Below are 13,612 nucleotides of genomic sequence, written 5' to 3' on the forward strand. Positions count from 1 at the left end.
TTACATCAGGAGAAGAACCATGGTAGCGAAGGTAGAAACGACCCCAAAGGACGCCGCGGTCACCCCTAAAAGCTCCGTCGCTGCCTGGGAAAAATCCGTCAAAAAAGCCTCTGCGCCCAAGGATGAGTTGGGCAAGGGCCAGAAACGCCCTGAGGGTGATACCCGCTCGGCCCAGCAAATCATTGATGACACGCCACTGCTCGCCCAACTGGGCAATCAAAGTGGGGTCAAGGACAACCTTAAAAAGCAGGTCGGCGATTTTGAGAAGGACGCGGACGCGGCCTATCGCGCCTCCAAAGTGCTCGAACATGTCGAGTACATCGATGAGAGCGGCAAGTTGACTGCTGGCGAAAATGTCGGCAACAACAGCATCGACGGGTTCACCAAGGACGGCGACGCTCGGCACGGCACCGAGGCCGGTCGCCTGCAGGATTTCGGCAAGTACGGCTATTCGAGCCTGCGCGGCGAGGTGGTGAAGTCGGACTTGGGCGACCAGCAGAAGCGCCCCGACGGTGACACGCGCTCGGCCAAGGAGATTATCGACGCCACACCGCTGCTGAAAAACCTCGGTAACCAGAGCGATGTGAAGGAGAACCTCAAGAAACAGGTGGGGGATTTCGACCACGATGCCGACGCCGCGTACCGCGCCACCCAGGTGCTGGAGCACGTGGTCAGTATCGATGAAAACGGCAAGCTGCTGACCGGTTATGACGCCCGCAACAAAGACAACGACAGCATTGATGGCTTCACCAAAGACAAAGAAGCCCGCCACGGCACCGAGGCCGGCCGCTTGCAGGATTTCGGCAAGTACGGCTACTCAAGCCTCAAGGGTGACCTGATGCACGTCAAAGACGCGACCCATACCGACAAGGCCGCGCCACCCGATGAGCCGCAGGACGTGCAGGCCCTGCGCGACACCTACAACATCCCCACCTTCGGCGCCGAAGGGTTAATGGACATGGAGTTGCCCAACGACAAGACCGTGGGCGGCCAGACGGCCGAGAACTTTGTGCAGGGCATTCGCGATGACATCAAGAGCGGCAAGCTGAGCGAAGACTCGGATGAAGCCAAGATCGTCAAGCTGATGGACGCCCAGGCCGCACTGGACAGTGGCTACGACCTGTACGGCTATGCCGAGAGCATCAACCTGGGCAGCGGCACTTACCGGGAAACGGACAAGACCCCGACCAAGCTCAATGGCAACGACGTGAAGGAGATGGTCGACGAAGACAAACTCGCCAAAGAAATTTCCACGTTGATGGGCAAGGAAGGGATTAAAGATCGTTACGACGCCGAACTAAAGAAAAGTGTCGGTAGTTTGTCGCAAGACCGCTTGAATGAAGTGCGCGAACAAGTGTTCCCGGCGCTGTTTAAAGATGGCAGCCGTGATGCCAACTTGAACTTCGAAGAATATGTAATCGCCATGAATGACTCGGGCGATCCGAAAAAATCGGAAATGGCCGAGTTGGACGTGGACCGCTATTTCGAGTCGCTGCGCATCCTCGAACCGGACAGCTTCACCGCGCGCCGTCAGACCTTCGACCAGAACATGATGACGCACAAACTCAACACCTACATGGAAAACCCCGACAAGGTCTCGCCGGAGAATGCCGAAAGCGGGCTGAAGGCCTCGTTCACCATGATCAAGGGTGGCATCAACGCCGCCCTGGGTGGGCTGGACAAGGGCGACAAAGCCTACGACATGTACAAAAAAATGAAGGATGAGATCGACATCCTCGACGGCCATATCAAAGGGCTGACCCCGGCAGAAAACAAACAGATCGCTGCGGCCATTCGTCTGGCGGCTGCCAGCGGCGACCCGAAAGCCATCGACAAGGTGGTCGACACCCAATTGAAGGGCCTGGGCGCCAATCGCGAAGCGGCGGCCGGTTCCTTGAAGACGGTGCTGCACACCGCCAGCTCCACCGGCGGGCTGAGTGCGATGGCGGGCACCATGAACCTGGTCAGCGGCGCCCTGCAACTCGCCAATGGCGGCGGCAACATGACCGACGACCAGAAAATCGCCGCCGCGAAAGACCTGGTCGCCGGCTTGAGCTTTACCAACGACTTCCTCAAGTTCGGCTCGAACATTGTGGAAACCCTGGGTGGCACTAAAACCTATGACCCTGCCGTGGACAAAGACGGCAAAGGCCCGCCTAAAATCAAAGCCACCGAATGGCTCGGCCTGATCGATGAGAACCTGCCGGATATCTGGGGCAAGAAAGCCACTGAACAATCTGACGCGCTGGCCGCATCCATCAGCAGCCGCGTCAAAGAGTCTTCCGAAACCCTCAAGCAGCTCGACGTGGGCAACCTGTCGGCCGATGAGGTCAAGGAGTATGACAACGCCGCCAAATCCCTTGGCGAACACATGGGCGTCAAGGACATTCCCGGCAAAGGCGCCCCGGCTTCGAAATCTGAAATTGCGATCGCCTCCGGGCGCTCGTTCCTGCGCTTTATGGGCGGCGCCGGCCTGGATTTGACCGGCGGCGTGATGGACATCGTTTCCGGCGCGCGCAAACTGAAAAACGCCAAGACCGCACTGGAAAAAACCGACGCGGCCTTCACGCTGGGCGGCGGTGCGTCCGGCACCGGTATGGCGATTGCCAATACCATCGCGATGTTCGCCCCCAAAGGCGCGCACCTGGCCGGCAAACTGGCCGGTGATGTGGCCGCGACGGTTATTCGCGGGCTCGCCATCGGCGCCCGTGTGGCGGGCCCGATTTTCGCCGTGGCCGGGGTGATCTTCGGGGTCGCAGGCACCCTGATCGCCGAAGCGGTCGAGCATGCCAAGCTGCAAAAGCTCACCGATTCCCAGGGCAAGTTCTTCAAGGACCTCGCCGCTGCCGGCGTAACCAAGGACGACTGGGGCGACAAGCTCGAATACGCGCGTTATGCCACCTATATGTATGGCGGCCGGGACACGCCGGACGACAAGTCGATGTTCGAGTACCAGTCCGACGAGTGGAAACACTTCAAGGAAACCGAAGACAAAAAAGGCAGCTCCCTGGCGCGGCTGGCGCCCTACCTGCACAAAGACAGCGACCCCGACAGCAAGAACCTGTGGGAAAAATTCCTGGCAGGCGGGACCAGCTCCAGCGGGCCACATGGCAGTGAGCGGCATACTGATGATTGGCGGCCTTGGGGCAGCACGGACATGGACACAGGGAGCAAGCACACGGCCTGATGTTGCGTAGGCATTTTTCAGGCAAGCCCCTGCGGTTCTGTTAAGTGCAGATCCCGGTGGGAGCGGGCTTGCTCGCGAAAGCGGTGGTTCAGTCAACTTCAATGTTTGCTGGGCCGACGTCTTCGCGAGCAAGCCCGCTCCCACCTTGGATCGTTGCTGCTTTGAGTATTGGGTTCGCTTAACCGGGCGGCCCTTGACTCTCCCCTATACGGCACACCCTACCCTGAACGCCTCGACGTTCAGGACCTCACCCCATGCACCAACGCATCCTGGTCATCCTCGGCCACCCTTCCACCACGAGCCTGTGTTCAGCCTTGGCCGAAGCCTACATCCACAGCGCAAAAGTCGCCGGTCACCAGGTACGCGTGCTATCCCTGGGCGATCTGACTTTCGACCCCGTGCTTCACCACGGCTACACGCAGATTCAGGCGTTGGAGCCCGATTTGCTCAGCGCCCAGTCCGACATCCTCTGGGCCACCCACCTGGCTTTCGTTTTCCCGATCTGGTGGGGCGGTATTCCGGCGGTGTTGAAGGGGTTTATCGACCGTATTTTCCTACCCGGCTTTGCCTTTAAATACCGCGAAGGCAAGTTGTTTCCTGACAAGCTACTGCTCGGCCGAACCGCGCACTTGTTGGTGACCCTGGACACGCCGCCGTGGTATTACCGCTGGTTCTACCGCATGCCGGGCATTCATCAACTGCGCAGCGCGACCCTGGCGTTTTGCGGCATCCGGCCGACCAAGACGTTGCTGTTCGGGCCGGTGCTGGGATCTACGCCAGCGCACCGCGCAAAGTGGCTGACACAGGCGGGCGGACTAATGGGAAAAGGGAGTTTTCATGTACATCGGCAAAGCCGCGCAGTTATCGGGCACGACCATCAAGGCGATTCGTCACTATGAGGCGATAGGTTTGTTGCCAGTACCGCAGCGGGAGGGGCGCTATCGGGTCTATTCCGCGCACAGTGTCGAGCTGTTGGCATTGATCAAGTGCGCCCAGCAGTTGGGTTTCAAGCTCAAGGAGTTGCAGGGGATTTTGCACGGGCACCAAGGCGATGCCCTGCCTTGGGCACGGGCAGAGCAGGCCATCGCCAGTAAGAAGCGCGAACTGGCCGGACAGATTGCCGGGTTGCAGCAGATGCAGGCGGGGTTGATCGCGTTTGAAGCACAGCTTAAGGACGCGCAGGGGCAGTGTTATTTAACCGCTGACAGTGACTGACTTTCCCGGACGACGCCGCCGTCTGGCTCGGTGTCTGGTGGACGATGAGCCGAATAGGATGCACAATCGGCTCACAAAATGAGCCGAATAACGTTTTTATTCGGCTCACGCACCCAGGCATGCCCCATGGATCATCCGTACTGGATCTGGCAACACACCGATTGGCCCCACTTTCATTGGCAGCCCCGACAGCTGGCGGTCTTGCTGCGCGAGTGCGGGCAAGCCCAAGGCAAGCTGCTGGGCATGCTTGGCTCCGTCAGCCAGACAGTCAGTGCGCAGAATGAGCTGGATGCGTTGCTGCAAAATATTCTGACCTCCTCGGCAATCGAGGGCGAGCAGCTGAATGTCGGCTCCGTGCGTTCCTCTCTGGCGCGGCGCTTGGGCCTGGAGGCGATGCAGGACGGCCAGGTGAGTCGACGCAGTGAAGGCCTCGCCGAACTGATGATGGACGCCACCGAGCAATTCGCGCAGCCGTTCACTCTTACGCGCTTATTGAATTGGCATCACTGGGTGTTCCCCACCCCGGAAGCTGGCTTTGCCCCACGCGCGCTCAATGTCGGCGCACTGAGGGGAGATGAGTCCATGCAGGTGGTGTCGGGGCGACTTGATCGGCCAACGGTCCATTTCGAGGCGCCACCGCGCCGAGGCCTGGAGCAAGGGCTGGGTGATTTTCTCGAATGGTTCGAAACCAGCCGCAACCAGCCAGAGCTGGACCCGCTGATCCGCGCTGGCGTCGCGCACTTCTGGTTTGTCACGCTGCATCCGTTCGATGACGGCAATGGTCGCCTGACCCGCGCAATCACTGATTTGGCATTGGCCCAGGGCGACCATCAGGCCATCCGTTTTTATGCCATGTCAGCCAGCATCCTCGAGGACCGCGCCGGTTACTACAGCGCGCTGGAGTCCAGCCAGAAGGCCACACTGGATATCACTGATTGGCTGGCGTGGTTTTTGAAAACCCTGTTGCGCAGCCTGCAGCAGGCGATGGCGCGAATAGAACGCGTCCTAGGCAAGCCCCGGTTCTGGCAGCAGCACCGCGACCTCTCGTTGTCCACCGAACAGATCAAGGTACTCAACCGCCTGCTCGACGGCGGTGAAAAGGGCTTCGAACACGGCATCAGCGCCGCGCAGTACCAGGCCGTGGCGAAGGTGTCCAAGGCTACTGCAACCCGCCATCTGGCTGATCTGCTGGAAAAAAACTGCCTGGTCCGCTTGCCCGGCGGAGGCCGTAGTACGCGTTATCAAATCAATGGCCGAGACGACTGAAGCGCCCCCACTCATTTGCCCGCTCATTTGCCCAGAATCCCCATGTCTGCTAGTGTCGCGCCGGTTTACCGTCTACCGGAATAGCCGCCATGGCCCGCAAAAAAGTTGCACTCGATTTCGAACAATCCCTCGCCGACCTGCAAACCCTGGTCGAGCGTCTGGAGAACGGCGAGTTGTCGCTGGAGGACTCGCTGACGGCGTTTGAGCAAGGTATCGGCCTGACCCGCGACTGCCAGAGCGCCTTGGCGCAGGCGGAGCAGAAGGTCCAGGTGCTGCTGGAACGTGACGGGGAGTTGGCCGAAGAACCTTTCGATGCGGAACAGCCGGAATGATCGACGCGTATCAGGCCAGTAGCCAAGCCCGGGTCAATGCGGCGCTCGAGCCCTTGTTTGTTGCGCCAAGCCCGGAAATGAACCGCCTCTATGCTGCCATGCGCTACAGCGTGATGAATGGTGGCAAGCGTGTGCGCCCGTTGCTGGCGTATGCCGCGTGTGAAGCCCTGGGCGCGCCTGCCGAGCAGGCCAATGGCGCGGCGTGTGCGGTCGAGCTGATTCACGCCTACTCCCTGGTGCATGACGATTTGCCGGCGATGGACGACGATGATTTGCGTCGCGGCCAGCCGACCACCCACAAAGCTTTTGATGAAGCCTATGCGATCCTCGCCGGTGACGGCTTGCAGAGCCTGGCGTTCAGCGCCTTGCTGGACCCGCGCCTGAACAGCGTGAATGCCGAGATCAGCCTGCGCATGGTCACGGCACTTGCGGTGGCCGCAGGCCCGGCCGGCATGGTCGGCGGGCAAGCGATCGACATGGGTTCGGTCAGCCTCAAGCTGGACCAGCAAGCCCTTGAACACATGCACCGCCACAAGACCGGTGCACTGATCGAAGCCGCCGTGCACCTCGGCGCCCTGGCCAGCGGTCGGGCCGACGCTGCGCAGTTGGCGTCCTTGCAGACCTATTCCCAAGCCATCGGCCTGGCCTTCCAGGTGCAAGACGACATTCTCGACGTCGAAAGTGACACCGCGACCCTCGGCAAGCGCCAAGGTGCGGATGCCGCACGCGATAAACCGACATATCCGGCCCTGCTCGGCCTCGAAGCCGCCAAGGCGTATGCCCTGGAACTGCGTGACCAGGCCCTGAATGCCCTGCGACCTTTCGACGCGGCGGCCGAGCCACTTCGCGACCTGGCGCGGTATATCGTCGAACGCCGCCACTGATAACGCGGGCTATTAGCGCCGCATATCAGCCAAGTTCGGCGCTCTGCGTGGGCAGTTTGCACGGCTTGAGGTAAACTGCCGCCTCTTCTATACCTATAACGATTCGCCTGATGCCCACGACGTTCCAAGAGATTCCCCGCAAGCGCCCGTCCACGCCCCTGCTCGACCGTGCTGCCACGCCGGACGGCCTGCGTCGACTGGGTGAAGCCGAGCTGGAAACCCTGGCCGATGAGTTGCGCCTGGAATTGCTCTACACGGTCGGTCAGACCGGTGGGCATTTCGGTGCAGGGCTGGGCGTTATCGAGCTGACCATCGCCTTGCATTACGTGTTCGACACCCCGGACGACCGGCTGGTGTGGGACGTGGGCCATCAGGCGTATCCGCATAAAATCCTCACTGGCCGTCGCGAGCGCATGGGCACCCTGCGTCAGAAGGACGGCCTGGCCGCCTTCCCGCGTCGCGCCGAAAGCGAGTACGACACCTTTGGCGTCGGCCACTCCAGCACCTCCATCAGTGCGGCGCTGGGCATGGCGATTGCCGCCCGCCTGCAAGGCAGCGACCGCAAGGCGATTGCCGTGATTGGCGATGGCGCGCTGACCGCCGGCATGGCGTTCGAAGCGCTGAACCATGCGCCGGAAGTGAACGCCAACATGTTGGTGATCCTTAACGACAACGACATGTCGATCTCGCGCAACGTCGGTGGCCTGTCCAACTACCTGGCAAAAATCCTCTCCAGCCGCACCTACGCCAGCATGCGCGAAGGCAGCAAGAAGGTGCTCTCGCGCCTGCCCGGCGCGTGGGAAATTGCCCGGCGTACCGAAGAATATGCCAAGGGCATGCTGGTGCCTGGCACCCTGTTCGAAGAACTGGGCTGGAACTACATTGGCCCGATCGACGGCCATGACCTGCCGACCCTGATCGCCACGCTGCGCAACATGCGTGACCTCAAGGGCCCGCAATTCCTGCACATCGTCACCAAAAAAGGCAAAGGCTTCGCCCCGGCGGAAGTCGACCCGATTGGTTACCACGCGATCACCAAGCTCGAGCCTGTGGACGCTCCCGCCGCCGCGCCGAAAAAGGCCAGCGGGCCGAAGTATTCCGGCGTATTTGGCGAATGGCTGTGCGACATGGCCGCCGCCGACCCACGCCTGGTGGGGATTACCCCGGCGATGAAGGAAGGCTCCGACCTGGTGGCGTTCAGCGAGCGTTTCCCGCTGCGCTATTTCGACGTGGCGATTGCCGAGCAGCACGCCGTGACGTTTGCGGCCGGTATGGCCTGCGAAGGCGCGAAACCGGTGGTGGCGATCTACTCCACGTTCCTGCAACGCGGCTATGACCAGCTCGTTCATGATGTGGCGGTGCAGAATCTCGACGTGCTGTTCGCCATCGACCGCGCAGGCTTGGTCGGCGAAGACGGCCCGACCCACGCCGGCAGTTTTGATTTGTCCTACTTGCGCTGCATTCCCGGCATGCTGGTGATGACGCCGAGCGACGAGAACGAACTGCGCAAGATGCTCAGCACCGGTCACGTGTACAACGGCCCGGCCGCCGTGCGTTACCCTCGCGGCAACGGCCCGAATGCGCTGATCGAAAAAGACCTTGAGCCGATTGAAATCGGCAAGGGCATTGTTCGCCGCCAAGGCAGCAAGACCGCATTCCTGGTGTTTGGCGTGCAATTGGCCGAAGCCCTCAAAGTCGCCGAGAAGATCGACGCCACCGTGGTCGACATGCGCTTCGTCAAACCGCTGGACGAAGCCCTCGTGCGCGAAATCGCCGCGAGCCATGAGCTGCTGGTGACGGTCGAAGAAAACGCCATCATGGGCGGCGCCGGTGCGGCGGTCAGTGAGTTCCTGGCGCGGGAGAATATCCTCAAGTCGGTGCTGCACCTGGGCTTGCCGGACGTGTACGTCGAACATGCCAAGCCGGCGCAAATGCTTGCCGAATGCGGGCTGGACGAAGCCGGGATTGAAGCCTCGGTGCGCGAACGCATGGCACTGCTCGGCCTGTAACCCGACCTCCCGGTGAAAACCGGGCCAACCTGTGGGAGCGAGCTTGCTTGCGAATGCGGGGTATCAGTCAACCGAGAGGTTGAAGGTGCCGCCGCATTCGCGAGCAAGCCCGCTCCCACATTGGTTTTATGCCATTTTCAAATGCCAGGGACAGCCCATGACCCGCCTTCGCTTTGCCCTGCCCTTGCTGCTGCTCCCCAGCACTGACTTGCTCGCCGAGGCCTTCGAGCGCGACGACGCGCTTAAACTCCCGGACGTCGTGATCAGCGCCAACCGTCAGGTGCAGGCCCGCAATGACAGCAGTGCGGCCAACACCGTGTTCACCCGCGATGACATTGACCGCCTGCAACCGACCAGCGTGACCGACCTGCTCAGCCGCGTACCCGGCGTGCAAGTGGCGCGCACCGGTGGCCGTGGCAGCCTGCCGGGGATCTACATTCGCGGCACCAAATCCGCGCAAAGCCTGGTGCTGGTCGATGGCCAACGTATCGCCAATACCACCTCCGGTGACAGCGGGTTGCAGTACCTGAACGTCGATCAGATTGAACGCGTGGAAGTGCTGCGCGGCTCACGTTCGGTGATCTACGGCAGCGATGCAATCGGCGGGGTGATCCAGATATTTACCCGGCGCAATGCCGAACAGGGCCTGCAGCCGCGCCTGAAGCTGGGGTTTGGCAGCCACCAGACGTGGGAGCGTAGCCTTGGCCTCTCCGGCGGTGACGAGCACACACGCTTCAACCTGGGGGCGAGCCTGGATGAAACGGCCGGGATCAACGCCTCCCACGCGTCGTTTGCCAGCGATGGCGACCGTGATGCCTATCGCAATCAATCGATTAGCCTGAACCTCAGCCACGCCATCAACGATGCGCTGGAAGTGGGCTTCAACCTGCTGGATAACCGTGGCAAGTCAGAGTACGACAACAGCTTCGGCCGCTACGACGCCGCCAGCGGGCAAAGTGTCGGGCAAAAACCCTACACCGACTACACCGTGAGCAGCGCCAGTGGCTATGTCGACGCCAAGCTCAATGAGCGCTGGCAGTCGCGCCTGGAGCTGGGCCACAGCGAAAACCGCGACACCAAGCGCGATAAGCTCAGCGCTGATTTCAGTGTATTCAACACCTATCGCGATTCGCTCAACTGGCAGAACGACCTGACGCTCGATGATCAGAACAGCCTGATTCTCGGCGGTGACGGGTACGAAGATCGCTTCAACGGCAGCACCGCCTTTACCGAAAACAGCCGCTGGAACCGCGCCGCCTTTGTGCAGCATCGCTTCCATAGCGAGCGGTTCTCCACGGAATTGGGCCTGCGGCGCGACCAGAACCAGCAGTTTGGCAGCCAGAACAGTTGGAGCGGCACCCTTACCGTGCCGATCAACCCTGACAATGACGTGCTGCTGAGCTACAGCGAAGGTTTCCGCGCGCCGACCTTCAACGACCTTTATTACCCTGACACCCAGTACAGCAACCCCAACCTGCAGCCCGAGACCTCGAAGAGCTACGAGCTGCAATGGCGCAGCCAACTGAGTGACAGCACACGCGTAGAGGCCTCGCTGTATCGCACCGACTTAAGCAACGCGATCATCCTCGACAGCACCAGCAAGCCGCAAAACGTGGCGTCGGCGCGTATCAATGGCGTTGAAGCGGCGCTCAAGCAAGAGCTGTTCGGCTGGCAGGGCAACCTGGGGGTTTCGATCATCGACCCGCGTGACCGCGATACCGGCCACACGTTGGCCCGCCGTGCACGCCGCACGCTGAACGTGGATTTGGATCGACAATTCGATCAGTTGAGCGTCGGCGCCAGCTGGCAAGCGATCAGCAGCAGTTACGACGATGAAGACAATCGTAATCGCCTGGGCGGTTACGCGTTGTTGGGGCTGCGCAGCAGTTGGGCGTTGAGCCGCGAGGTGTTGCTGTCGATCAAGGTGGATAACGTGCTGGACAAGACCTATGCCAGGGCGATGTACAGCTACCAGGACCCGAATTTCCAGAACAATCAGCATTATCGCGAAGAAGGCCGGGCATGGATGTTCGGGGTCACCTGGACGCCCATGTTTTAACCGTACATTGAATCTCGATGGACCTGGCGCAGTAGCGGAAAAAACCGTGTTCCAAGGCAAGCAGTCAGAAGACGCACGCAAACGCCACAAGCCGTCTGATGGACGATGCTTGCGAACACACGCTCGATCAAGACTCAGCCTTGCCGCAGAAATTTTCTGCCGGACACTGGGTTCTGTTAATACCCAATTGCCTACAGGTGACCGATCGCGGGCGCTCAGCCGCGGTGCGCGCGCACACCAGCGCGATGGCGGTCACACACCATCAACGCTGAGGGATTCTGTTGATGCGCGCATTGGATGCAAGGCTGCCGTCTGCCAGCGCTGCGCTGCAGGTTGAATATCCCCAGGCGTTAGCCCAACCCTGCGAGGTGAACGACACAAAGTAATCCGCTTTTTTCCCGTCACGTGCCAATACGTAATCGAAGCACTGTGCCGTGCCGCCACGGATAGCGGTGATTTTCGTGGGTGCCTGAATGTTCAGCATGTCCTGCTGGGTGCTGTCCATCGACGAAGAGCGGTCCACCACAGGATGAGCACCGAATGTCCTGAGCGCGGTGATCCGTTGGGAGAGATCGCACCCGCTGATTAACGCCAATGTGAGGGCCATACCTGCCAACGCCAAAAAGTAACGCATGATGTGTCCTTAAGCTGCTTGATCAACCCGAGTGGGCAGGCAGCGAAACTAACATCGTGGCTCATGCAGTTCTGGCGGCAACGTCCGGCATTCATGACAGATCAATCCGAACGTATAAGGCGAAACTACGATGGTTAATCAGCGCTCGGGCGCGATTGACTGGCAGAGCTTCGCAATAGCCTCGACCATCTGCCCACTCGGCCGCTCCAGCCCCTTATCCGGCACAATCTGCAACCGAGCGTCGGCCACTGCGGCGATTTGGGGCCAAGCCTTCCAGGCGTCGAGTTGTGCCTGATCGGCGGCCAGAATCAGCTGCGGGTTGCGCTGCAACACCGACTCGACGCTGACCTGCGGCGCTGGCAGCTTGAGGTCGGCAAACACATTGCGTGCCCCGCAGACCGCCAGGGCATCGCTGATGATCTGCCCGCCGCCGACGGTGTATAGCGGCTGATTCCACACTTGGTAAAACACTCGCAACGGCTCGGTACGCTGATAGCGCTGGCGCAGCTCGACCAGACGCTGGCGCAACTGCGCGGCTAACTGCCGGCCAGCCTCCTCGCGGCCCACTTGTTGAGCAATCGCCTGGACCTGGGTGGTCAGTTGTTCAAGGCTGTGAGGTTCAGCGACGTACACGGGGATATTCAGGCGCAGCAACTGCTCGCGCTGTGCCGGGCCAATGCTGCCGGGCCATAACAGAATAAGGTCGGGCTTGAGGCTGAGCAGGCGCTCCATGTTCAGTTGCCCGTAATGCCCCACCGACGGCACGTTCGCCAACGCCGCCGGCCGGTCGCCGCCATCGAGCACGCCAACCAGTAAGTCGGCAGCGCCCAGTTCAAGCACAATTTCAGAGAGCGACGGCGCCAGGCTGACCACCCGCTCGACCGCCAATGCCTGGGCACTGAAGACCAGCAGCAGGACCGCCAGCCAGTAACGCCTCATCCCAACTGACGCGGAATGCGATAGAGGTAAAACAGCACCAGCGTCGACAGCGCCAGCAGGCACAGCGGCACCGCCTCCAGGCCGACAAACACCGCTAACGCACCGATCCAGGCTGGCAGGGCAGCCACCAGCAACGCCGTTCGCCGACGTGCCGCGAGGGTGATCCAGGCAGCCGGTTCTTCGGGCGTGTCGAGGGCTTTGGAAGTGGCAATCAGCGCGTGTTTATAGCCATGGAAATAACGCAGGCTCAGAAACATCGAGGCCACGCCGGCAATAAAGAACGGCATGGCCAGTACGGGAAGCAGGGATTCGGCCTGACCAAACACCAGGTTGATGACAAACAACGGGAGCACTGCCAGGGCCAGGTACTGCCACCAGTTGAAGGACAGTCGGCGTTTTACCTGGCCACGGGTCACGCGCGGTCGACCTCGCCTTGATGCTCGTTACCCATCATGTGGTCGAGCTTGCTGGCTTTGGTGGCCAGGTAGAGTTTGTTATGCGGGTTTTGCCCGGTGTGCAGCGGCACACGCTCGGCCACGGTGATGCCCATGTCGGTCAAGGCTTTGACCTTACGCGGGTTGTTGGTCATCAGGCGCAGGGATTTCACCCCCAGATGTTCCAGCATCGGCAGGCAGATGCCGTAGTCACGTTGGTCGGCGGCGAAGCCCAGGCGCTCGTTGGCTTCGACAGTATCGGCGCCGCCGTCCTGCAGCTCGTAAGCCCGTATCTTGTTCATCAGGCCAATGCCACGGCCTTCCTGACGCAAGTACAGCAAGACGCCACGGCCTTCACGGGCAATCGCCCGCATGGCCGCTTCCAATTGCGATCCGCAGTCGCAGCGCTGGCTGAACAGCGCGTCGCCGGTCAGGCACTCGGAGTGCACGCGGCCGAGCACCGGCGCGCCGTCGGCGATGTCACCCAGGCTGAGCACAACGTGCTCGCGCCCGTTGGCCTCTTCGAGAAAGCCATTCATGGTGAACGTGGCAAAAGGGGTAGGCAGCTTGGAAGCAGCGACGAAAACGACGGGCACCGTGTGCTCCTGATTTCAGATTTCACAGAGGGCGTCATTGTAACAGCAGGTTCCTAC

General features: G+C 61.0%; 12 protein-coding genes. 8 read left to right on the plus strand and 4 right to left on the minus strand.

Annotated features, from left to right (window positions below; translation table 11 throughout):
* Positions 1–19 precede the first annotated feature (19 nt).
* From A7D21_RS05835 to A7D21_RS05870, 8 genes are all read left to right on the plus strand, one after another.
* Complete coding sequence (locus A7D21_RS05835) at positions 20–3,187, plus strand: hypothetical protein (RefSeq protein ID WP_069551234.1); 3,168 nt, start codon at positions 20–22, stop codon at positions 3,185–3,187.
* 254 nt (positions 3,188–3,441) lie between these two features.
* Complete coding sequence (locus A7D21_RS05840) at positions 3,442–4,086, plus strand: NAD(P)H-dependent oxidoreductase (protein ID WP_069551235.1); 645 nt, start codon at positions 3,442–3,444, stop codon at positions 4,084–4,086.
* The gene (locus A7D21_RS05845) at positions 4,025–4,402 is read left to right on the plus strand and encodes a MerR family transcriptional regulator (protein ID WP_069551236.1); all 378 of its coding nucleotides are present in this window, start codon (positions 4,025–4,027) and stop codon (positions 4,400–4,402) included. Before A7D21_RS05840 ends, A7D21_RS05845 begins: the two co-directional genes overlap by 62 nt.
* A gap of 126 nt (positions 4,403–4,528) precedes the next feature.
* The gene (locus A7D21_RS05850) at positions 4,529–5,668 is read left to right on the plus strand and encodes a Fic family protein (protein ID WP_069551237.1); all 1,140 of its coding nucleotides are present in this window, start codon (positions 4,529–4,531) and stop codon (positions 5,666–5,668) included.
* An 89-nt stretch (positions 5,669–5,757) separates the two neighbouring features.
* Positions 5,758–6,000, plus strand: a complete 243-nt coding sequence (locus A7D21_RS05855; protein ID WP_003176346.1) for an exodeoxyribonuclease VII small subunit — start codon at positions 5,758–5,760, stop codon at positions 5,998–6,000.
* The gene (gene ispA / locus A7D21_RS05860; protein WP_053258224.1) at positions 5,997–6,884 is read left to right on the plus strand and encodes a (2E,6E)-farnesyl diphosphate synthase; all 888 of its coding nucleotides are present in this window, start codon (positions 5,997–5,999) and stop codon (positions 6,882–6,884) included. The genes A7D21_RS05855 and ispA overlap by 4 nt, the downstream gene beginning before the upstream one ends.
* 110 nt (positions 6,885–6,994) lie before the next feature.
* Positions 6,995–8,893, plus strand: a complete 1,899-nt coding sequence (dxs, locus tag A7D21_RS05865; RefSeq protein ID WP_053258225.1) for a 1-deoxy-D-xylulose-5-phosphate synthase — start codon at positions 6,995–6,997, stop codon at positions 8,891–8,893.
* 157 nt (positions 8,894–9,050) lie between these two features.
* Entirely contained in the window at positions 9,051–10,952 is a 1,902-nt protein-coding gene (locus A7D21_RS05870) for a TonB-dependent receptor domain-containing protein (RefSeq protein ID WP_069551238.1), read from the plus strand.
* A 262-nt stretch (positions 10,953–11,214) separates the two neighbouring features.
* Here the strand turns inward: A7D21_RS05870 and A7D21_RS05875 are convergent, their stop codons facing one another.
* From A7D21_RS05875 to ribA, 4 genes are all read right to left on the minus strand, one after another.
* On the minus strand, positions 11,215–11,586 hold the full coding sequence (locus tag A7D21_RS05875) for a hypothetical protein (RefSeq protein WP_053258227.1): 372 nt from the start codon (positions 11,584–11,586) through the stop codon (positions 11,215–11,217).
* A gap of 138 nt (positions 11,587–11,724) precedes the next feature.
* A complete protein-coding gene (locus A7D21_RS05880; RefSeq protein ID WP_069551239.1) occupies positions 11,725–12,525 on the minus strand; it encodes a cobalamin-binding protein in 801 nt (266 codons plus the stop codon).
* A complete protein-coding gene (locus A7D21_RS05885) occupies positions 12,522–12,941 on the minus strand; it encodes a nuclear FMR1 interacting 1 family protein (protein ID WP_053258229.1) in 420 nt (139 codons plus the stop codon). The genes A7D21_RS05880 and A7D21_RS05885 overlap by 4 nt, the downstream gene beginning before the upstream one ends.
* Positions 12,938–13,555 carry a GTP cyclohydrolase II gene (gene ribA, locus A7D21_RS05890; RefSeq protein ID WP_053258230.1) on the minus strand — a complete coding sequence of 206 codons (618 nt, stop codon included), beginning with the start codon at positions 13,553–13,555 and terminating at the stop codon, positions 12,938–12,940. The genes A7D21_RS05885 and ribA overlap by 4 nt, the downstream gene beginning before the upstream one ends.
* Positions 13,556–13,612: the final 57 nt, after the last annotated feature.

It is taken from the genome of Pseudomonas sp. AP19 (genome assembly GCF_001728855.1).
In the GTDB taxonomy this organism is placed as follows: domain Bacteria; phylum Pseudomonadota; class Gammaproteobacteria; order Pseudomonadales; family Pseudomonadaceae; genus Aquipseudomonas; species Aquipseudomonas fluorescens.